Source organism: Paenibacillus glycanilyticus NBRC 16618, from assembly GCF_004000805.1.
GTDB classification, from domain to species: Bacteria; Bacillota; Bacilli; order Paenibacillales; family Paenibacillaceae; genus Pristimantibacillus; species Pristimantibacillus glycanilyticus.
In genome coordinates, this window is the sequence record NZ_BILY01000003.1 from 238,329 (window position 1) to 260,505 (window position 22,177).

The following is a 22,177-nucleotide window of genomic DNA, read 5'->3' on the forward strand; positions in this document are numbered from 1 at the left end:
AATTGCCTTGTTTTGTCTGTATTCAGCATACCTTCCGGCCGCCTGGACCATCAATCGACGCGAACAACGAAAAATAGACGGCAGCAACTGACTTCTGCAAATCTCTCTTACAAGACGATAGAAAGCCCTCCGCGAGGGGCGCGGAAGGCCTTCTATCAACCTCTATATCACAACATCGTTTGCTTTGCCCGGCATGCGAATAACAGGCCGGTTATCCTCCCAGTCGAGAGGAAACCAGGCATAACGAGAGTTCTCCAAATCATCCTTATTCCACCGGTCGGCCATAAAAATCCCCGGCTTATCCTTACCTTGCGGTTGAACGACCCAAGTTCCCTGCGCTTCAAAAGTTCGGTCCGCCCCTTCGCCCCGGCACGGATTGCCGACCGCCGTCCAAGGCCCTTCAGGAGCGGACGATACCGCCCATTCTGCCTCATTAGGCTCCCATCCGGTACAGCCGGAGGTAATCATGTAATAGCGGCCGTCTTTCTTGAAGACTGCCGGCGCTTCTCTATAACGTCCTTCGAAATTGCGGGTATACGCCTCTTGTACTCCCGTGTAATCGACGGACAGCTCCGTCACATGAAGAGTGGCATTACCTTCGGAGGAATAATAAAGATAGGCACGGTTATCCTCGTCTTGAAACAACGTAAAATCCCGGCTTTCTTCCCTGTTCGGCCGAAAGCTCCCGAGGTAACGGAACGGTCCTTCCGGCGCTTCCGCCACGGCAATCCCGCAGCTGGCGGCTTTGTAATCCTCGTCGTCGGCATGCACCCACATGACGAATTGCTTGGCGATATCGTTATAGAGAACCTTGGGACGCTCCACCACCCTGCTTGCATGCAATTCGCTCGCCGGATTCTTCTCCGCTTTAAGGGCAAGACCCCGGAACTGCCAGTTGGTCAGATCGACCGAAGAATAACAGCCGATGCCCAGAAAGTCGACCCGGTTGATGCCGGCGGGACTCGTGGACGTCGAACCATGCTTATACTCGCCATACCAGTAGTAAATGCCATTGTGGAACAGCATGCTTCCTCCATGAGCATGAATGGGATGCCCTTCCGTATCCAGCCAAAGCTCGCCGGGCTTGCGTATGCGAGCAGGCGCAAGCTCCGCTCTCAGCGGTGCTGCTGGCAGTCCGGTGCCATTCTTCAGATTGGCGTTCATCCAGTTCCGCCAGCCGTAGCGGACAACCCTTGGATCCGGGACCTTTCCGCTGCATGCTTGAATCGTTCGGCCGTCTGCCAGCGCAAGCGCTGACGCGGGATGGAATACACCGTCCTCTCCAGCCAGCTCAAAGCCTTCTACGCCTTGCTCTCCCCCTTCCAGCCCGCTATCACAATGCCCGAAGCGAAGGCATGCTCCCCCGTTATCCGGCCATACGGCTTCGAGGACTGGCCCTTCGCAAACCGTTGGCGATCCATAAACTTTATTCAAAGCTGTTAGGGCTAGACGCTCCCCGACCGGCTTCTTATTCTTCGGATGGATATCCTCCCGCTCTCCGCAATCCAGTACCACAGCCATATGCGCATGGGGCACGATACGCGCGACCGCTTGTTGGGCTTCTCGCAGCAGCGGCCAATCTTCGCCCGATGCCGCGCTGCCCTTGCCAAAGAACGGCAGCTGAACATAGAGAAAAGGCAGAAGATGATCATCCCAATCCTCTCTCCATTTGTGAATCAAGGCGGATAGAAGCCGCTCGTATCGCCCGCCAAGCGCGACATCGTTTTCGCCCTGATAGAAAATAAAACCCTTTATTGCATAAGGGATAACACGCTTAACCATAGTGTAATAGAGTCCGCTTGGGCGTTGTCGGCTGTGAGGCCCCAGAGGCATAGGCCAGGGATAGGGCTGGAGCAGCTCTGCTGGCAAGCGTTGCCGGATTCCTTCTTCGTGTTGCTGTACCTGCGCGAGGTAATGACTCATTTGCTGCTCGTATTCCGCGGCATTAAACTCTTTCATCGCCTTCCGGTGGTTCTCCAGAATCGGTGTCAGCCCGGGATCGGCAGACATCGTCTCCTCCGGGATCCAGCAGGCAGCCGATGTGTCTCCCCAGTTACAGCCGATTATCCCGATTGGAACGTCCAGCTTCTCGCGCAAGCCAGCCGCAAAATAATAGGCTGCAGCCGAGAATTTTCCTGCCGCTACCGGCGAAGATGACTCCCAGCGGGGTTGTCCATGCTCTTCTTCATTGTATAAGCTTTCGTGGGCGACACGGGGAACATGGAAATAACGCAGTAGGGCATCCTGCGAACGCAGCAGCTCCTCTTGCCCGCCAAGTGACTCTTCCAAAGCCCACTCCATATTCGATTGGCCACCCGCAAGCCATACGTCTCCGATCAAGAGATCGGATATCGTCAAGCAATCGCCGCGCCCCGTATCCTCGATACGCAATTCATAGGGGCCTCCTGCTTCAAGTGCTGGCAGAACAGCCTCCCAATCTGTTCCGCTGCCGGAGGCGGATGAAGAATAATCCCCCAAGCTCACATGCAGTTCAACATCCGTTCCTTGCCTGCTGCCCCAAATCCGGATGGGCTTGTCACGCTGCAGCACCGCACCGTCCGCAAACAAAAAATTCACGCTGAATCTTCTTATCATAGCTTTGGAATCACGACTCCTTTCAAGTAACCGGCAGGCCGCTTCTCAAGCGATTCAAACGCCAATTGAATCTGATCCAGGGAAAACTTGTGGCTTACGATGCCTTCAAGACGGAACACGCCTTTATTAAGCAGCTGGACGGCTCTTCTCAAATCATCTTGCTCATTTAGGGAGTATCCCGGATGAGGCACGCGTATCTCGGCGGAACGCTCCACCATGCCCACGACATCCAGGCTCTCTGCTGCAGACTTGTACGAGCTCATCAATACGAGCCGGCCTCGGCCTGCCTTCAGCATTTTTATCCCGTCGTTGATAACCTTCGTATTGCCCGTTCCTTCGATCACGAAATCCGCCATATGGCCCCGCGTAATCTCGCGAATGGCTTCGACGGTATCCACAGTTGCCGGATTAATCGTGTGCGTGGCTCCGTATTGCGCGGCCAGCTTGAGCTTCTCTTCATCCACGTCTACGGCAATCAAAGCACTGAGCGAATTGCCCGCCAGCGCTTGAACCGCCCATATCCCCATGGGACCCGCTCCAATAACCACCCCGTAATCGCCTGCCTCCGGGGCGGCGCCGCGCAGAACGGTAACGACGCATTTGAGCGGCTCTCCCAGCGCATGCTCCGGCTTAATGCCCGGCGCTATTTTCTCGCAGTTCTTCGCCGCTACCGTCATGTATTCGGAGAAACCGTCAAGCGCGCCGGGCAGACCGGTGACAACATCCCCCGGCTCGAAGCTGGAAACGCTTGATCCCATCTCTATTATTTTGCCTACGAACTCGTGTCCCAGCGACATTGGAGCTTCTCCAATCCGTCCTTGGAAATGGTTCAGCTCCCATGTGCACAAGCCGCAAGCCAATACTTCCAGCAGCAGTTCATCGTGCTGCAGCTGCAGCTTCAGCTCCGTTTCCTTCACCTCCAATTTGCCCGGTTCAATTAGATAAGCTCTTCTAGTCAACATTCCGTTTCCGCCTCTCACCCATAATTTCTCTATTATTCTTATTCCCGCGCGCCCACTCTTTCCGTTCTTCAATGGCAGAGAAGCCTCCCCGCGATACGCGGGGAGGATAGGGACAGCTGTATGCTATTGTTTGACTACCTTGAAGTCATCCGCATAACCGGTATTGCCCTGCGGCTCCCATACATAGACTTGCGCGGTTGTCGCGCTTGACCCCGTCGTAAACGTAATCGGGGTAATGGCCGCCCAAGAGCTCGATGAGACCTGCCTGCTGATCTCGGTTCCGCCGTAATTTGTAATGCCGATATTCATATATCCCGTTACCGCCTTGCCCATGGCGGTTAGCACATAAGTGGTATTAGGCTCGACTGTTATCGTCTGGGCAATGCCATTGCCCGAGGAAGACAATCCGTAGTTGCCTGAATACTTCGCCGCAGCTGCAGCTTGCTGCGTCCCTCCCCATGAGGACCAGCTGTCTAGCGTCCCCGACTCGAACCCGCCGTTTGCGACAAGGTTTGAAGCCGTTCCGCTCCCGCTCGTCAGAGAGATTTGATCAAGATAGACATCGGCGCTGCCTCCTCCGACATTAAACTTGACGTATACATTGCCGGACGCGTTAGGCGTAAAGGTATACGAATAGGTTTGACCACTTGCCGTAAGGCTTGCCGTCTGGCTCAGGAATGTGGAGTAAGGCGACCCTTCCTGCGAGACGCTGACGGTTATGCTGCGGGCGGAATCCGCCTTCCCCTTGAAGCTTAACGTATACGTTGTTCCGGATGAGAGCGAAGATACCGTCTGTCCCAGCTGCGCTTTCCAATCGGCATCCCCGCCGTTGCTTAGGTCGAACTTAAGCGCGTTGGTCCCGCTTAATCCCGCGCTTGTCGTCGCAGCGATTGTCCCGGACGCGGAGGCGTCGAAGTACGTCCACCAGCCGTTTGTTCCGTTGTCAAATTCCCCGTTTGATATCAAATTCGTTCCCGGTCCTCCCGTGCCGCCTCCGGTAGCCGTTGATTCGAAAGCTCCTTTGTCGTAGCCGCCGCCTTGCGGCCTGGAGACGGAAGCGAATAGATTCTTCACCTCGCCTTTGCCCTCAATATACGCAAAGTCAGGCGCATACCGGTACCAGCTGACCGGTTGATTCAATGTCGTCTTCAGCAGCGCGTTCTTGTCGAAGCCGATGCTGTCCGAAGGCGCGCCGGAGGAAGTCCCCGTATCGATGCTGGAGGAACTGGATTGCAGCCGGAAATCCGCGTTATTGGCGTCCGTGAAGGCCGGATCGGAATAACCGGATTGACCGGCAATATTGTTGTTTGCAAACGTGCTATTCGTCATGCTTTGTGATGTGTACAGCCCATTGCCAAACGACTGGTAGACGATATTGTTCTTGACGGTCATGCCGTTTGTTCCTTCCGTGCCGTAGAAGCCAAGGCCCGTTCCTCCGTTGACATAGGTCGGCTCCTTGCCGTTCTCGTACAACGTATTGTTAATGATTGTGCCTCCCGCGCTATGGGTCATGATTATCCCCGCTCCCCCGTTCTCGAAGGCGAGGTTATTCTCGATTCGGGCACTGCCGTTGTAATAAGACAAATCGACGATAATGCCGTTGCCGTCCGTATGGTAGCCGGAGACATCGATATTGTGATAAGTCACATTATTGCGCACGACATTGTTCGAACCGTAGATTTGATAGAGGTTAATACCGCTTGACCATGAGCCGGTACCCGCATCCCATCCCGTCCGGCCAACCAGATTGTTCTCTACCGTTACATTCGCGGCATTCATCAACGTGATGCCGTTCTGTCCCATCCGGTCAACGACGTTATTGCGAATGGTCACGTTGCTCACGGTTTGATGCGCTCCGTTTACCTCGCAGCAGCCGATATTAATGCCGCTCCGCCAGTAATTGCGGATAATGAAACCTTCAATCGTAATATAGCTTCCTTTGCCCGCTCCCTGATTCCCTTCGCCAAAATAAAACGCGACTCCGCTTGAGCCGCCGCCGTCGAGAATCGGGGCTTCGCCGGGGTAATTCTTGATCGTAATGTTGCCTCCGGATGCGGTTCCCGACTTGGACAAATAAGTCTCTCCGATCGAATAAGTCCCTCCGCGCACAAGCACGGTATCCCCCGGCAGCGCAACCGACATGAATTGATTGATATTGGCAAAAGGCTGGCTGAACGTACCCGGATTCGAAGTGGTTCCGTTTGTGGCTACGTAATAGGTCGCAGCCGCGTGAACAACGCCAGGCGCCAAACCAAGTGACGACAGCAGCATCATGGTGACAAGTAAAGACAATCCCCAATCCCGTACAGATTTAATAGACATGCTTTTTCCCTCCCTGATTGTTTTGCCCGCTTACGGGCATAATCCAGCTCGCTTCCATGATGCAAATGGTCTATTGCTCGATAAGATCAAGCAGCTTCGTCACAACAGCCGCCGCTTCGGCGCGGCTAAGCGCTGCCTTTGGCTTAAACGAATGATCCGGATAGCCTTGAAGCAGTCCGAGCGACATCGCCTCTTGAATGGCTTGCCCCGACCATTTCGCCTGCGTTGATTGATCGCTGAACATGGCGTTATTTGCCTCAATGCTTCCAGCTTCTTCTTTGGACAGATGGTAGGCACGAACTATCGCAACCGCCATCTCCTCCCTTGTCATGGCCTCGTTTGGCGCGAATTGTCCGCGGCCGTTCCCTTGCATGATGCCGTTGTCCGCGGCTGCTTCGGCAAATGGAGCGTACCAATCGTTTACCCCAATATCCGTGAAGCTTGCATCTCCTGCTTCCCCTTTAAGCTCCAGCGCGCGGAACAGAAGCGCGGCAAATTCGGCACGGGTAACGTTCTTATCCGGCGCAAAGGACGAATCGGTGATGCCCGTCACGATCCATCTTGTAGCAAGCCGTTCAATTGCCGTCTTTGCCCAATGGTTCGCGATATCCGCAAACGTCTTGTCGTTTACGACTACGGCGTAAGCCGAGAAATGTCCGGTTGCAAAAGCCAGCATTCCGTCTGCCGCATGCCCGCCGACATATTCCCATTTGCTTGCGGATTCGTTATACGTATAAGCTCCGGCTTTGTCCTGCACGGCGAGCTGAGAGCTGTCCAGAGGGATGTGAATGCCAAGCGGCTTTCCAAAGGAAGTCGTCTTCTGACCGTCAATAACAAGACCAAAATCATAAGCGAAGGTCGGCTTTGCACCTGCGCCTGGAAGCCCCGCATCTACCTTCGCGGCATCGGCAAACGGCATCTTGGCCACATGCAGCTCAACCAGCTTCGCGGTATCCTTGATCTCGAACGTGCCCGGTTCGATCGTAAATAAAGTGTCGTTCAGCTTCAGGACAATCGTGATTCCCTTGGCTTGTGCTTCTGCGATTAACGAGGCGGGAATTTGCACGTTTTCCTTCATAATGGCTGCCGCGCTTCCGCTTTTAGCCTCAATAACCATCTGTTTGGCATTACCGTCGAGCAGCTTGCTGATAACTTCCGCGTTAAGGCTTAAGGTTGCGGTATCCCCTTTAATCTTCACGCTCACGGGACTTACTGCTTTGCCGCCGTTGCCGCTTCCTCCGGAGCCGGTATTCTCGTCCGAACCGGACACCAGCTTAAGGACGCCATAATCGGTTGTGCTCCGCCAACCGTTGTCTGCCGTTCCCGACCATGTACGGGTATTAATCCGTTTTCCGGTTTCGTCGGCATCGTTCACCTGCGCGTCATAACCAAGCAGCATGCCTGCTTCCGCATGACTAATCGTTTGGAACGGGATAAGGGTCTCGACGATATAACCGTCGTCCGTCAAGGTTGTCGCGGATTGAACGTCCGAATTTAAGGTTTTTCCGTTGAAGCTGTACTCATTGTTGTAGTTAATCCGGTATTGGGCATCTCCCGCTTCCTCGTATTCGGAGGTCTTGGCATTATTCTCGTCGAGGAATACCTCGATGCTGTCCTGTTCGTACGTATTCACGCTGTCTTTATTCAGCAGCGGATCCGTTACTTCCGCTAGGACGTATAAGCCGTCGCTGGTCCACATGGAACGGAAAATGCCCTTCGCGGCGGTCGTTCCTTCCTTCGAGCTGACCGCAACATCCGTCGTTACCGGTACGGCAGCGTCCCATGCCGATTCGGCCAAGCCGTCGATAACCGGCTTTACCTTCGCCTGCACGGCTGTCGTAAACGGAACATGGGTCAGCGTTAAATTGCCATAGTTCAGCGTACTTGTCTCCTGCGAGTTAGCCGCATCGTTCCAGCTGAAGACGTTTTCCCCGTCCGTCACCCGAATATCGAAGCCAAGCGTCTTGCCTAGCGTCAAGTCGTTCAGCGGTATTACGAATTCAGCGTTGTATGCATCGCCGGCCTGCTCCCCGCGCTCATGGACAGCCTTGATATCCTTCGACGGATCGAAGGCATCATCCGAATTGTCGGGATCAACGAATACTTCTACCTTATCCGCCGTGTCTGCCGAGACATCCGATACTCGGACGAACAAGGACAGATGACCGGCGTCCCAAGCCGCGCTGAACGAGACCGGCGAATTCGATGGAAGCTTGGTTGCCGCCAAATACCGATAGCCCTCATCCTCCAGGCCGTCATTCACGGCTTTGACATCCGCCGCCCATGCTTCCCGAATCAGGGCCGGCAGCTTCGACGGATCAACGATTCCCCAATAAGCGCCTTTTGCTTGCAGGTTGCGATCGAACGGCAGCGGATGCGACTTGTTAAGCGGTTGAATATAAGCGTTCAGCCAGGAACGCCCGTCATGAATATTCCAGAACGTTGCCGCCTGGAATTTGCCTTCGGCGGCTTTTTCCTTAAAGACATCAAACAAAGCCTTATACCGGTAACCCAGCGCGGCATCCGCTTCCGGGGTCAAGGTGTCCATGGCCAGCGGGTAGACATCGAAGATGTTGACGTCCAGTTCCGTTGCCTGCACCTTAAGACCAAGCGCCGAATACATGTCAATCGACTTCGAAATGGCATCGACCGAAGGCGAAGCAAGGCCGATATGCATCTGCATGCCAAAGCCGTCTATCGGCACCCCGTCGTTCTTGAGTCCTTGAAGCATGCTCAGAATAAACGCCCGTTTCTTCGGATCGTATTCGTTGTAGTCGTTGTAGAAGAGCTCAAGATCCTTGTGCCCGTCTTCCATATCGGCATCATGCGCGTAAGTGAAAGCCTTGGCGATATAAGCGGGGCCAAAAAAGGCATACCATGGACTCCGGCGGAAGCCGTCCGGCTGGGACTCGTCTATGGCCTCGTTGACGACATCCCAGGCATAGACGGCATGATCCATTTCCTCGTAATGCTTAACGACGGTTTCAATGTAAGTCTTCAGCCTGCTGTCCACCAACTGAACGTCTGCCGGATGATCCGGACTGAGGTTCCCCCCGCTATCATTCTTGAATACCCAATCGGGAGTGGACGCATGCCAGACCAAAGCATGCCCGCGAAGCCTCTTGCCCAATTCCAGGGCATACTGCGCGACCGTATCGCCAGCCGTAAAGTTGTAAACGTCCTTCGAGGCTTCCAGCACATTCATTTTCATCGAGTTCTCAAGCGTCATGCTGTTGAAATGCTTGCTTACCAGTTCTCCGCTTCCTCCCTCCAAATCACGCGGTTCGACCGAAGCTCCGATCGGGAACTTCCCGTCGTATGCTTCCCACATGGAAGGGATGTCGTTTTGGATAACGGATGGCGGCTTGCGGACAATGCTGGCCTCATCCACGAAATAGTCAAACGTACCAATCGCCGAATCCAGCTTGACGTTAAGCGTCGTATACGAGGCACCTTCGGTTAAGGACGGAATCAGATATTCGCCGCTTACCTTCGTCCATTCCCCTTCTTGTACGGCAGCCGCGGCAACCCGATCGTAGGTTGGTCCCTCGCCCGAATCCCTCGTCAGCGTAATGACCATCTCATCGCCGGACGCGACGGTTCCGGCCGGTTTGAACCAGTAGGTGAATACATAGGCCGTCCCGGGCTGGGCTTTGCCCAGAAGATCATATTGCGCTCCCTGCCAATTATCAGCGCGTCCCGTGACGAGCATGCTCTTCTGTCCTTCATGGGCTTCAGCTTCCGAAGACGCCAACGCAGGCGCGCCTGCCAGTGTCCATCCGGTCGTCAGACCGTCTTCGAATCCCGAAGCGTAGAGCGTCTTCCCGTCATAAGGAATGCCGTCCACCGTCAGCGACACATCGTCCAGCCATACGCTGTTTGCCCCTTCCCCGACGAAAAAGTTCAAGGCGGCTTTCAAGTCCGTATCCGACGGCTTAAACGTATACTCATAAGACTCCTTATCCGTTGTCAGCTCGAAGGTTGTGTCCATATACCGGGTCCAGGAGCCTCCGTTTTCCTGAATATCCACGCCGATGACCTTGCCCGGTTTCTCCGCCTTGGCTTTGAAGCGAAGCGTGTAAGTAAGCGTCTTGTCGGCCGGAACAACCTGCAGCGCCTGCACGTTCCAGTTGGCCGAGCCTCCCTTGACTATGTTGGCGTAGAAGGATGCTGCGCCCGTTAGCGGAGAATCGTCGGAAGCGGTTATTTCGGCTTCCGCGGGACTGATACTCGAGATTCCCCAATGCTCGAGGCCGTTCTCGAAATCCCCGTTCTTCAAAAGCTCCAGCGGCTGACCGCCGCCCCCCTTGTCCGTTCGGACCAATTGAACATTATCGATGTCTCGTTCCGAGCCAAGTCCCCATACTTCAAGACGATAGCCTTTCTCGCTCAGCGTCATGGGCATCGTAAAGGTCTTCTCCACCGTCAGCCAATCCATGCCCGCGTCATCGGCCGCATTAACATAAGTCTCGTATTTAGTCCCGTCGATATCAACCGGCGCGGCTTCATTCGTTCGTACGGCGAAGAAGAAGTACCGCTCGGCTCCTACCTTTGCCCCAAGCTTGACATCCACGCTCAGCTTGTATGTAGCTCCTGCCTCCAGCGGCAGATTTTCCTGGACGATTCCGCCTTGAGCGGGCTGCATCTTCGCGATGCCGTCAACCGCGCTCCAGTCTGCCCCCCAGGTTTTCCAGCCCGTCGTTCCATCCGCGAAATCTCCGTTAACCATCAGATTGCTTCCTTCCTCATCCGCGGCCCAAGACTTGACCGGCCCTGCTCCAATTGCCAGAGTTGCTGTCAGCAGAAGACTCATCGCCAAGCTCACGAATCTCCTTTTTCGTCGATACACAAGACAACCTCCTTCATAGTGGATGAATGCCATCCCAGAATATAGCGCTTACAAAATCAAGCATAGTTTGCCGCGCCATTCTCCATCAATCTACCGCAGCAACGAAAAATACACCGCGGCAACGAAGTTCGGATCAAGCTGCAATTTCAACTCGCCTCTAACAAAAAAGCTGTACAGGAATAGTCCCTGTACAGCTTTTGACACCTATATTCAACCTTCCTTAAGAGCTAACGCCATGACGCCATATTAAGATTCCTCATTCTTACTCCCGGAACCAAATCCGATGACATAACCGTCCGGATCCTTCACCGAGAATTCCTTCCACACTCCCCAATCATGCTCGGATAGGACAGGCTCAGCTTCAATGATTGCCCCGTTTACTTTCAGCTCCGCATAGAGAAGATCCAGTTCTTGATGAGTCTGTACGTAAGCATACGTATTCCATATCCCTTTGTTTGGACGTACATCCTTGCTGTCCTCCGCTTGAATAAGCTTGAAACCTAGGCCAAAGTTATCCCGAATAACCCAATAGTCATTCACTTCGCACCCTAATGCTTCCGCATAATATTTTTGTGAATCAGCCAGATTGGACACCACTAAGACCGTAAGAGAATTCTCGACTTTCGCCTTCTTCATCACCATTCAACACCCCAGTTACTGGAAATTATACTCGCAAACAAAATAATACCAAACGTATGTTCTTAAGTAAAGCAAAAAAAGAAGAGGTTCTCCCTCTTCTTCTCGCTTGATCTATTCCTTCTGAATGACCGGTATCCAGATTTCGCTCCGGAACGTCGGAGAACTGGTATCCTTATGCTCATTCCACAAAATCTCGGGACCTTGCGCCGCTTCGTAATTCGAGGACGGAAACCATTCCGAGTAGATGCGTCCCCAAACATTTTGCAGCGTTGCAGGGAATGGCCCTACCGCTTCGAATACGGCCCATGTTCCGGCTTCAACCAGCAGTTCGCTGTAATGCTCCGGACATGCGGAACTCGTTGCTGCACCGATATAATGGTCTAGCTCTCCTTTTTCCTCCATACGGCCCTCGGAGAAATTTACGGAGGCGCTAATTAAGCCTGTAGGTGTCATATTGGATAATGTTTTAAGCTCGCGGATCCGCTCCTCGGTCAAGCTCTGCCACATTGCCGCAATTTCCGGGTTCACGCCTTCAAATACAATTGGTACCCGCTTCATCAGCCCAACAATGCGGAACGCTTCCTTATCTTCAATCCGGTAATTCATTTCGTCTCCCCCTGTTATGGTTAATTGAAAGGACATGCGGGGAAAAGCTTTCAAAGACTGCCCTTGCTGCCTTGCCTCGGACGGTGTAAGCCCGTGAACAACCTGGAATGCCTTGCTGAACGAATCCGCGGAGGTATAACCGTATTTGACCGCCACGTCGATCACTCTGGATGAAGAGTTCATCAGATCAAAAGCCGCCAACGTAAATCTTCTCCTTCGGATATATTCAGACAAGGAAACCCCGGCAAGAAACGAGAACATGCGCGAAAAATGGTACTCCGAGCAGCGTGCCCTTCTGGCCGCTTCCTTAAGATCAATCTCCTCGGCCAAATGATCCTCGATATATTTCAAAGCCTGATTCATTTGTTCCAGCGTATTCATCCGTTTCCCCTCCTTTCCTCACCAATAGATTAACAAAAGGGAATTCTCCCTATCCGACTTTTCTTGCACAAGATTAACGGCAGGCAGCTTAGGAGCTCTTAGAATTTAAAAAAGGCAAACCTATGCAGGCTCGCCTCCTCCTTGCCTAATATTGCCTAACTTCCTCGATAACAGAGATCGGAACATGCACAAGCACGTTGGACTGGTAACGCAGCTGCACGAACTGTTCCTCTACCTTTTCGATTTTCCCGCTCCATACTTTTCCCTTGCTGGTTCTTACGGCTACCGACTGCTGTGCAATCTGCGCATGCAATAAGTGCAATCGAATCGTTGAGATTGGTATCATCTCCTCTTCTGTTACCCGAAGTCCTCCAGCTCTTACCTATCCGGGACCTATTTCTTGATTTTAAAGGACCCGACGTTTTTGCACAATTGTTTAATTGCTTACTTAGAAAATTAAATATGATACTCCAATAAAATTACTTCTTCGTTTCATTTCGTTGCACTCCCGCATACCCGATGCCACTAGGTTTTCTTTTTCCCCCTTCCCACCGCAACTTACCAAACATAAAGACGTACAATTGTATAATTCAGGAAGATGGTAATAGTAATACCATAAGGGATGCCGACTTATCCTGCCCCTCCTTTACGAAAATGTATATTTGAAATAAAGACTTTAGAAGGATGGAAGTGAGCACATTGGTACTTTCGAACATTTCCATACGGGTTCATATTTTGGTACACTAAACGTTACGATTGTCACAGTCAGCTAAGGGAGGATTTATACATTGCGAGTAAAAGAGAATCTGATTGGCGCTGCAATCGCTTTTGTACTCATCTGCGGTGCGGGAGCCATCGGCGCGAATTACGTTCTTAAAGCCATGGATAGTGGGGATAAGACTGAAACAACCGATAAAACGGAAACAACGGATACAGTACAACCGCTGCATGTTCCGCAAGTTGACTTTGCGGCGAATTCGACGGAAGGTAAAGCGATCGCGAAGATTAAGGAGTATCATTCGACCTTCGATCTCAAGGTAACGGGCGGCGGACTGGATAATTTCAAGCCGGACAACGATACCGCCTGGGAGGAGTTTCTCGCGTCGGAAGTCTTCAACGCCAAAAATTACGAAGACATTGGCAAAGCCCTGTCTAGCGTCGAAGGTCTGCAGATTGATATGAACAACCTGATCGAGCTTGCCGATATTGCCCGCAAGAAGCATGATCCGGATGCTTTGCGTTTCATGCACCGTATTTTGCATGATTTGGACTTATACGCATTCCCTAATAAAGATACCGTCCAGCGCGATTACTGGGGGGTAACGAACACCGCTCCCTCCGGCGACAATGCGAACCGGGATGAGATGGAGAAGTTTCTGGCCGCTAATAAAAAGTAATGGAAAAACCGGGAACACGAAAGTGTTACCCGGTTTTTGTCTGAATGAAACTGTAGATAAGATTCGGTATCTCCGATAAATCATCGCATACGAAGTCCGTATACTCGTTAGGATCGGCCCTTTGCTTCCATACGGTCCTCATCCCCAGCTCCTTCGCCGGTATTATATCTTTCTTCATGTTATCGCCTACAAAAACGGCCTCCGCTGCGGATACGTTCAGGTTGGATAGGGATAATTGAAAAATGGCGGGATCCGGCTTTCGCAAACCTACCGCTTCCGAGATGACAATGTCGTCAAAATAATCCTCGATGCCTAAAGCCCGTATTTTGTCCCGCTGATAAAACGCTCTTCCGTTCGTAATCATGCCTAATTTGCATGCGGCCTTCTTCAGACCGATAAGCATTTCCGCAAGCCCCGGATAACCGATAGCATGCTTCGAAAAATTACAATTCAGATCCTCCAGCATAACGGGAAGCAAGGAGCTGTCCATGTCGAAAAACCCGATTAAATCCTTATAGACCTCTTCCTTCGGACGAATGACATGATTCATTTCCGTAAACTTTCGAACATACTCCCCTTTGTCTATACGATAGGCTTCCAGAGCATAAGCATCATATTGATAATTGGCGAATCCGATTAAGGATTGATGTTTATCCAGCAACGTTTGGTCGAGATCGAAAATAACGGCAGCGATCTTATTCATTCAAGCACTCCTTAATCATATAGTCCATATAGGCTAAGGCATCTTGTCTGCGTTTGAAGACGTTAAGGTACAAGGATTTGGAGTTGCCCTCTCGCAAACGAATGGATTCCCGTATAATAAGATGCCATCTTGCCGGTACATGCCGCATGGCATATTGACCTGCCCCTGATTTCGAGATCAGATCCCGTTCCTTAATCGAGTAATAAATGCGGGAAACGCCAAGCACACCCCACTCAATCATCCAGCCTTTCATGAACATGCCGAAGTAAGGCAAGGAAGGAAATTTCTCAGCTCGTCTTTTCCAGTTCCGCCAATAGTGCTCTAGATTAAGCTTCATGTTACGGGTTAAAACATCCCAATCAATCGTATAGCCGAAGGTTTGGGGAGACGGCCCGATTATCGCCATTCCGTAATGCTTGAGCTGGAACGCATCAACCGAATTTTTGGATAACCGCTCTAATCCGACCAACCTGCCGCTATTAAAATAATAGTAAGGGCAATCCTGATCTTCGATACTATCCAAATCCGCCTTCCGTATGTACCTGCCGTCCAAGCTGATCTTCGGACGGCTTTTCTCCAGATCGAAATGGATCCGCTCGAGGACCTTCACTTCTTGCTCCGTTAACGGCCGGTAGGTGACTGCCGCAAAATCCAAATCGCTAACCCCTTCCTGAAAGGAGGCAAGCGAGATGGATCCGAACAGGTAGAAGGCTTCCAATAGGCCGGGCAGATCCTTGTTCATTCTGGCGAAGTATTGATCCAATACCGTTTGGACTTGCTCAGGCATCGTCATTCGCTTCACCCTCAATTGTAGGATAAAGAGAGAATAGCACAGGATACGAAATTATAAAATACTGGAAATTCCATGGATATCTCCTAACCGAATGACTGTCAGGACAGGCTCGAACGCGGCAACGCTGCCCGTCATGCTCTCTACGACTAGACTGATTGCCGCTCCTTCAGGAAGCGACAGGACATGCGTTCTGCTTATTCCAGCCGTAATGGAATCCCCATTCTTGCCATTGCCAAGCCTTCCTCTTGTTTTGCCAATACCTTCACCATCTACGAAAAGGATAAAAGTTACATTCGACACGGGAGGTACCGTAGCGTTAACGGAATACGAGACCATATATAAGCCGGCATGGGACACTACAATGGCACCGTCCCGCAAATCCGTATTCTCCGAATCATAGAGCACCGTCACCTCGATCGCCTCACCGCTCACCAGCTTAATTTCCGAGACTGTTCCGGCATCTCCAAAGCTTGTAAACGGATTACCCGACGGTCCCGGTACTCCTTGCGGCCCGGACGGCCCGGGCGGTCCGGTTAATCCCGTTGGTCCTGTTGGTCCTGTTGGCCCGGTTGGTCCCGTAGCGCCGGTTCTTCCCGTTAATCCGGTTGGTCCGGGAGGTCCGGGCGGACCTTGAATGCCTTGCGGCCCGGGTGGTCCTGTCATACCTGTCAATCCCGTATAACCTGTTAATCCATCACTCATCCGCTGCTCACCTTCCATCCTTTTTCTACTAGATTATATGTGCCATTCGGCAAGCTTGTCTGTACATTAGCAATAGAAAAAACGCACCTGAACAGTGCGTTTTTCCTGAAATAATCTACTCATAGCCTTGGGTCGATTTCCTTCTCTTTAGCCACCTCGAACAGCAGATTTGCTGCGATATTTTTGTAATGCTCATTATCCGGCGAGATCTCTGCGAGAGGAACAGCCAGCATCCGTTGACCGATCCGGTATTCCGCAGCAGAGGTGCGAAGCTTCTGACTGACATTCTTTTGCTTCATCAGCTTGTTGTATTTATGAGGGAATCGATAGTCATACCCGTACACGATCGACAAGTACTCCGCATTCCGAACCTTGATGAATGGAACAACCTGATCTCCGTTCGTTTCCGGCTTAATGACGACGCCTTCCATCTTCTGTTCGACGGTCAGCTTGGAGAAGAATTGCTCCGCTTGCTCAGCTGCGTGCTCATTCGTCAAGTCCAGGAGCAGGAATTCGTCGTCCGAGAGAAAGCGATACATTTCGGAGGTTTTCCAGCTTACCGGAAGCTCCTCTTGACCGGATTCATAGGTGATTTTCAGCAGAGCAAAAGGCTTATAGGCAAGCTCGCCTTCTTCCGCATACAGCTCCATTTGTTGCTTATAGGTTTCGTAAGCAGCCCGGTGGACATCCAGCGGCACATAGGAATCAAGAACGGCAGGCAGATGCTTATAGTTCTGATAGGTAATCGATCCGTATTTTTTGTTTAACTCCGCCTTTGGCGTATGGTGTTGATCCTTCTCGAAGCCGCTTGCGCGGTAACCCTCGGTTAACTGATGAAGAGCCTCTTCAAATCCGTTCTGCTGCAGAAAAGCGATCTCGGTCTCTAGCGCCTTCTCGATAGGCTTGAATTGCCGCTGGATCAATCCCTCCCCCATTGCCTGCCAAGGAAGCAGTTCGCCGTCGAGGATAAGCATTTCTATTGCATGATCTCTCATAAAACCGCCAAATTTGTTAAGCAGCCCGGAATAGATGCCGTTCATATCCACTTTCTTGATTTTGTATCCGTTACGGCTGATCGCAAAGCATTGCTCCGCATCGGCATGGAGATAAATATTGCATCTCGAGCCCATATACTTCGGCTGCAGCACAACTTCCTTCACACCGCGCTCCGCGTAATACTGCAAACCTTTGCGGATAGATTCTAATTGGCCCGCCGAGTCATCCTTATCCGCCGGAGCCATCGTTCCGGAAATATAATTGATCTTGTGATGAGTGACGTAGCGTAGGCGGCGCAGCTCCTCTTCCCCTAAATCCTGAACCGCTACTTTTCGTACCGACACAAATAATGGCTTCAGCTCCTCGGTCATATAAGCCTGTTTGGATGGCTGGGACTTATAAAATGGCTTATAAGACAGGCTCACAGCGGTTAGTGCGTTACCATGCACGCAGCCGGAATCGACATGGACTTTATTTTTGATCCGGAACGCATTCTTTGCGGCGACATGCCCGAATACATGAAACGGATAATTGCTCACCGCTTCTTCCTCCAGAAATTTCAGCTGCGACTCCAAGTCTGCTTCGCGGTCAATCCGAAAGTTCCGCTGATGGCGAACCGAATGCGTATCCAGCTTGCCGATATATTTGTTCCGGCATGGCGCATGAGTGACATAAAAGGAAGAACCATTGCCGCCAACCAGGCGGTAAAAAGGCTTCGACACCGCAACAAGCAGATGAAATTGCTCAAGCAGCTCCGGATCGCCGGCAAGCACCTGCGTGGAGTCGAAATACGTATGCAGCAGCTCCTGGTCGACTCCCTGTACATCCCCTTTTAAATACTTGTGAACGAAATTTTCGTGATTGCCCAGCACAAAATAGAAATGCTCCCGATTCTCATAAAGAAACCGAATCGTTTCCCTGGTCTGTTTTCCTTTGTCAATCCAATCACCCACAAGGACGATTTTCGTATCTTTGACCCGGTCAACAGGCGTTAAGGTATTCCCTTCAATCTGATAACCGTAGCTGCGCAGCAGGGATTGGAACGTATCCAGGCATTCGTGGATATCTCCTATCACGATATATTTATAGCGGCTTGGCAGCGCGGTTGCCAGGTAGTCATCCAGATTCTCAATTTGAACCCGGTATTCGGGATTTGTTTTCTTCTCCGTAACGGAGTAGAAATCTTTGGCCCTTATTTTGTGAACGGCGGTATAGCCTTCTCTGGATAAAGAACGCAGCACTTCGGTCTTGAGACGGTTAAGGTGTGCCGTGATCACCTTTTTGGAACGCTCGGAGGCGTAATAATCGGCACGGTTGCGATAATCGAACAGGATAACTTCCACATTGTAGTTGTTCTCATGGGCGATTTCTCTCACTTTTGCGCGGAAATCCTCTGCCAGCCCCGTTGTATCTACAATGACGAATTCCGCATTGACCGGAAAGGAGGTTACAAGCTTCAGCTTGGTAAACAACAATTGAAAAGCCTGATCGCTTGCTTCCAGCATAACCCGGTCATATTTATCGTAATCAAACCCCAATACCTCCTGCCGGATGGAATCCGAGGACAAGTATTGAATATTGGATGTAATGCCCTTCTCTTCATCCCGGAACTTCAGGCCCGGAATCAATATTTCGTTCGCGAAGGTAGACTTCCCGCATTCCGTTGAGCCGACCATTAGAAAGATGGTATGGATTTTTGTTGAGATCTGCATGGTTATGCCCCTCTTTTCTTCAAAATAACGCCTTGCGTTGTCCGGATGCCGTTCACGCCATCGCCGATTGCGATAAATTCGACATTCCATTTGACCTCATGAATGATATCCTCGAACCAATGCCGGAATTCTTTTTGCGTCATCTCCCATTTGTGATCTTCGTGCCTCATGTTCTGAAGCTCGTAATAGGGATTAAAGTCAGCATTAGGCGTTGTCAAAATAAATTGATCAAAATCAATATGGGCACAAATTGTTTGAATAAGCTGCTTGGCTTCATCCATGCTCATATGCTCGATAACCTCGGTCAGAATAATATCGACCTGTTCCCCGTTGTAATCCTCCAAGAAATGCTCAATCGACCGGTAAAGCGCAATGTTCTCGATTTCTTTCAAGCTTGCTTTACGTTCAACGGCTGCAAGCTGCTCCTCGTTAATATCGATCGCATAATAGCTTCCCTCTATCTTTTTGGAGAAAGGTATCGCGTAAAAGCCTTCCCCGCAGCCGACATCCAATATAGATTTATCGAATGTAAGGGAGCTGCCGATATAATTCCTTCTCTGGAACGCCGTTCCTCCGAAATCAAAGTCAATGGCGTAACGTTCCGTATGCTCCAATGCCTGTTTGTATTTCCAGAAGCTCGACTTGGACTGCAGGAAGTTTCTAGCGAATAAGCTGCGAATATAAAAGGGAGCATCAATGACTTGAATGCTATGAATATATTTGTCCAGAACCTCATCGTTGATATCGATATACTCCTTGCCCGACATGGCCAGGAACAAGCAGAGGACGCTAACCACATGAAGGAGATGATACAAGCTCTTCTCGGTTGTGACCGTTAACGCATAGCTCTTGCCGGATAACGATTGATATTCGAAGCTGCAATCCTGCATGTGCTTCTCGAACATCTCGACGTAGCGGACCCATTCCACATGAACCATATTGATATGGAAAGCATGCACGAAGCCGTCTATATCCTCTTCGTGCCGGGTTTTGTAAGGCGCCGAAAAATATTCGTTGATGGCATTAAGCGGAAGCAACGGCGTATTGTACCTGGAAACATTCAAATATTCGAATTGTTCCTCTTCGCTTTCTTTATAGGAAATTTCATTATCCGCATCCTTGAAATAGACATTGTAAGCCGAGTCGTTGGTATACCAGCCATAGGCCATACCTTTCCGGACGGATCGGATTTGCATGCCGGAGCCCGGATTCTTTTTTAAGAGATAAGAAAATTTCGGATTCGTAGATTTCAACTGCACGATGGCCATAAGGTTCATTCCCTTCTTCCTTCACAACTTCTAATCGCATTTTCACATATCTTCCAATCAAGGAACACGGCAAAAGTATTACGACACCGCTTTTTAAGAAAAAAAACAGCACGTTGGCCTGTGGAACCATCGTGCTGCTGTCTCATTTTTAAGTTAAACGATGCATGCTCCAGACAATCCCTCCCGAGTTCGCCCCGCCTAATATAAGCGCAACGGTTAACCCATCCGCATTGTAAAACAACCCGATTACGTCTCCCGCATTCAAAGTTACGTCTCCGGATAAGGTAACCGTGCCATTCCCCAAAATGGCCCTGAGGTTGAGAAGCGTAACGTTAACATTGAGAAGCGGAAATAATCCGCTTATTAGTGTCGTAGCCGTTGGCGAAGTTCGTTGGACGGCAAAGGAGGGATTTATACCTGCTCCTAGAGATAAGGTTATTGCGGCTGTTGTTGAATAGTTGATCGTCGCCAGGATTTCATATCTGCCTGTAACCGGAACGGTATAATTGCCTGTGACGGCGTTAAAGCTGGCGCTTGTAAAATACGGCGAAGCCGTCGACCAGTTGGTCAACTGCTGGCTTGCCGCCAAGTTCAGCGTACTTATAAATCCCGAAAACCCTTCCGTCAGGATGTTCGGACCGGTAGCTCCTGTTGCTCCTGTTGCTCCTGTTGCTCCTGTTGCACCTGTTGCCCCTGTCGCTCCCGTGGCTCCCGTCGAACCCGTAGCTCCCGTTGCACCTGTCGCTCCTGTAGCTCCCGTTGCACCTGTCGCTCCTGTAGCTCCCGTCGCTCCTGTGGCTCCTGTAGACCCTGTAGCTCCTGTTGCTCCTGTTGCACCCGTTGCCCCCGTCGCACCCGTAGCTCCCGTTGCTCCTGTGGCACCCGTTGCCCCCGTCGCACCCGTAGCTCCCGTTGCTCCTGTGGCACCCGTCGCTCCTGTTGCTCCTGTAGCTCCCGTTACCCCTGTCGTTCCTGTCAGCCCCGTCGCTCCCGTTGCACCCGTCGCACCAGTGGCTCCCGTCTCGCCTGTAGCTCCTGTCATACCTGTTGCTCCTGTCGCTCCCGTCACGCCTGTCGCACCCGTCGCTCCCGTTGCACCTGTCGCACCTGTCGCCCCCGTTGCTCCTGTTCCACCTGTCACTCCTGTTGCACCCGTTGCACCTGTCGAACCCGTTGCACCCGTTACTCCTGTGACTCCCGTCGCACCCGCTGCTCCTGTCGCTCCCGTCGCACCTGTTGCCCCTGTCGCTCCCGTGGTTCCCGTGGCTCCCGTCGCACCAGTTGCTCCTGTCGCTCCCGTTCCCCCTGTCGCTCCTGTCAGCCCCGTCGCTCCCGTTGCACCCGTCGCACCAGTGGCTCCCGTCTCGCCTGTAACTCCAGTCGCACCTGTCGCTCCCGTCGCTCCTGTCGCCCCCGTTACTCCCGTCTCGCCTGTGGCTCCTGTCGCACCTGTCGCACCCGTAGCACCCGTAGCACCCGTTGCTCCTGTTGCTCCTGTTGCTCCTGTTGCTCCCGTTGCACCTGTCGCACCCGTTGCACCTGTCGCTCCCGTTGTACCTGTCGCTCCTGTCGCACCCGTTGCTCCCGTGGCTCCCGTTGCACCTGTCGCGCCTGTTGTTCCCGTGGCTCCAGTCTCACCCGTCGCCCCCGTTGCTCCCGTGGCCCCTGTCGCACCTGTAGCGCCCGTTACACCCGTCTCGCCTGTCGCCCCTGTCGCTCCCGTGGCTCCTGTTGCTCCTGTTGCTCCCGTCTCGCCTGTGGCTCCTGTCGTACCTGTTGCTCCCATTACTCCCGTCGCGCCCGTGGCACCCGTCGCTCCCGTCGCTCCCGTGGCCCCTGTCGCACCTGTTGCTCCTGTCGCTCCCGTTACTCCCGTGGCTCCCGTTGCACCTGTCGCACCCGTAGCTCCTGTTTCGCCTGTCGCTCCCGTCGCCCCCGTCGCTCCCGTTTCGCCCGTAGCACCTGTGGCTCCCGTTGCCCCCGTCACCCCCGTCGCCCCCGTAGCTCCTGTTGCACCTGTAGCTCCCGTTTCGCCCGTCGCCCCTGTAGCCCCTGTAGCTCCCGTGGCCCCTGTCGCACCTGTCGCACCTGTCGCTCCCGTCGCACCTGTTGCCCCTGTCGCTCCCGTGGTTCCCGTGGCTCCCGTCGCACCTGTCGCTCCCGTTGCTCCTGTTGCTCCCGTCGCACCTGTCGCACCTGTTGCTCCCGTCGCTCCCGTCGCTCCCGTCGCTCCCGTCTCGCCTGTCGCTCCC

General features: G+C 52.3%; 13 protein-coding genes and 1 pseudogene. 1 reads left to right on the forward strand and 13 read right to left on the reverse strand.

Annotated elements, in window-relative coordinates:
• Window positions 1-162: 162 nt before the first annotated feature.
• From PGL01S_RS03695 to PGL01S_RS03725, 7 genes are all read right to left on the reverse strand, one after another.
• Complete coding sequence (locus tag PGL01S_RS03695; RefSeq protein ID WP_164775367.1) at window positions 163-2,577, reverse strand: family 43 glycosylhydrolase; 2,415 nt, start codon at window positions 2,575-2,577, stop codon at window positions 163-165.
• A 14-nt stretch (window positions 2,578-2,591) separates the two neighbouring features.
• Window positions 2,592-3,557: a zinc-dependent alcohol dehydrogenase gene (locus PGL01S_RS03700; protein ID WP_127491506.1), complete on the reverse strand. Its 966-nt coding sequence runs from the start codon at window positions 3,555-3,557 to the stop codon at window positions 2,592-2,594.
• Between the two features lie 123 nt (window positions 3,558-3,680).
• Window positions 3,681-5,879: a carbohydrate binding domain-containing protein gene (locus tag PGL01S_RS03705; protein WP_127491508.1), complete on the reverse strand. Its 2,199-nt coding sequence runs from the start codon at window positions 5,877-5,879 to the stop codon at window positions 3,681-3,683.
• Window positions 5,880-5,949: 70 nt separating this feature from the next.
• Window positions 5,950-10,728, reverse strand: coding sequence for an endo-1,4-beta-xylanase (locus tag PGL01S_RS03710; protein WP_164775368.1), 4,779 nt, complete (start codon window positions 10,726-10,728; stop codon window positions 5,950-5,952).
• Window positions 10,729-10,974: 246 nt separating this feature from the next.
• Window positions 10,975-11,364, reverse strand: a complete 390-nt coding sequence (locus PGL01S_RS03715) for a VOC family protein (RefSeq protein WP_127491512.1) — start codon at window positions 11,362-11,364, stop codon at window positions 10,975-10,977.
• A 114-nt stretch (window positions 11,365-11,478) separates the two neighbouring features.
• The gene (locus tag PGL01S_RS03720; RefSeq protein ID WP_127491514.1) at window positions 11,479-12,354 is read right to left on the reverse strand and encodes an AraC family transcriptional regulator; all 876 of its coding nucleotides are present in this window, start codon (window positions 12,352-12,354) and stop codon (window positions 11,479-11,481) included.
• A gap of 145 nt (window positions 12,355-12,499) precedes the next feature.
• Window positions 12,500-12,700, reverse strand: a complete 201-nt coding sequence (locus tag PGL01S_RS03725; RefSeq protein WP_127491516.1) for a hypothetical protein — start codon at window positions 12,698-12,700, stop codon at window positions 12,500-12,502.
• A 442-nt stretch (window positions 12,701-13,142) separates the two neighbouring features.
• Between PGL01S_RS03725 and PGL01S_RS03730 the strand changes: the two genes are divergently transcribed.
• Window positions 13,143-13,751, forward strand: a complete 609-nt coding sequence (locus PGL01S_RS03730) for a hypothetical protein (RefSeq protein WP_127491518.1) — start codon at window positions 13,143-13,145, stop codon at window positions 13,749-13,751.
• 25 nt (window positions 13,752-13,776) lie between these two features.
• Here the strand turns inward: PGL01S_RS03730 and PGL01S_RS03735 are convergent, their stop codons facing one another.
• The 6 genes and pseudogenes from PGL01S_RS03735 to PGL01S_RS31190 all read right to left on the reverse strand — a co-directional run.
• Window positions 13,777-14,454, reverse strand: coding sequence for an HAD family hydrolase (locus PGL01S_RS03735; protein ID WP_127491520.1), 678 nt, complete (start codon window positions 14,452-14,454; stop codon window positions 13,777-13,779).
• Window positions 14,447-15,241: an aminoglycoside adenylyltransferase domain-containing protein gene (locus PGL01S_RS03740; RefSeq protein WP_164775369.1), complete on the reverse strand. Its 795-nt coding sequence runs from the start codon at window positions 15,239-15,241 to the stop codon at window positions 14,447-14,449. Before PGL01S_RS03740 ends, PGL01S_RS03735 begins: the two co-directional genes overlap by 8 nt.
• Before the next feature lie 57 nt (window positions 15,242-15,298).
• Window positions 15,299-15,949, reverse strand: coding sequence for a hypothetical protein (locus PGL01S_RS31185; protein ID WP_244935498.1), 651 nt, complete (start codon window positions 15,947-15,949; stop codon window positions 15,299-15,301).
• Window positions 15,950-16,068: 119 nt separating this feature from the next.
• Window positions 16,069-18,657, reverse strand: a complete 2,589-nt coding sequence (locus PGL01S_RS03750; protein WP_127491526.1) for a metallophosphoesterase — start codon at window positions 18,655-18,657, stop codon at window positions 16,069-16,071.
• A gap of 2 nt (window positions 18,658-18,659) precedes the next feature.
• Window positions 18,660-19,925: a class I SAM-dependent methyltransferase gene (locus PGL01S_RS03755; protein WP_127491559.1), complete on the reverse strand. Its 1,266-nt coding sequence runs from the start codon at window positions 19,923-19,925 to the stop codon at window positions 18,660-18,662.
• Between the two features lie 148 nt (window positions 19,926-20,073).
• Window positions 20,074-22,177: pseudogene (locus PGL01S_RS31190) on the reverse strand (collagen-like protein); the annotation flags it as partial.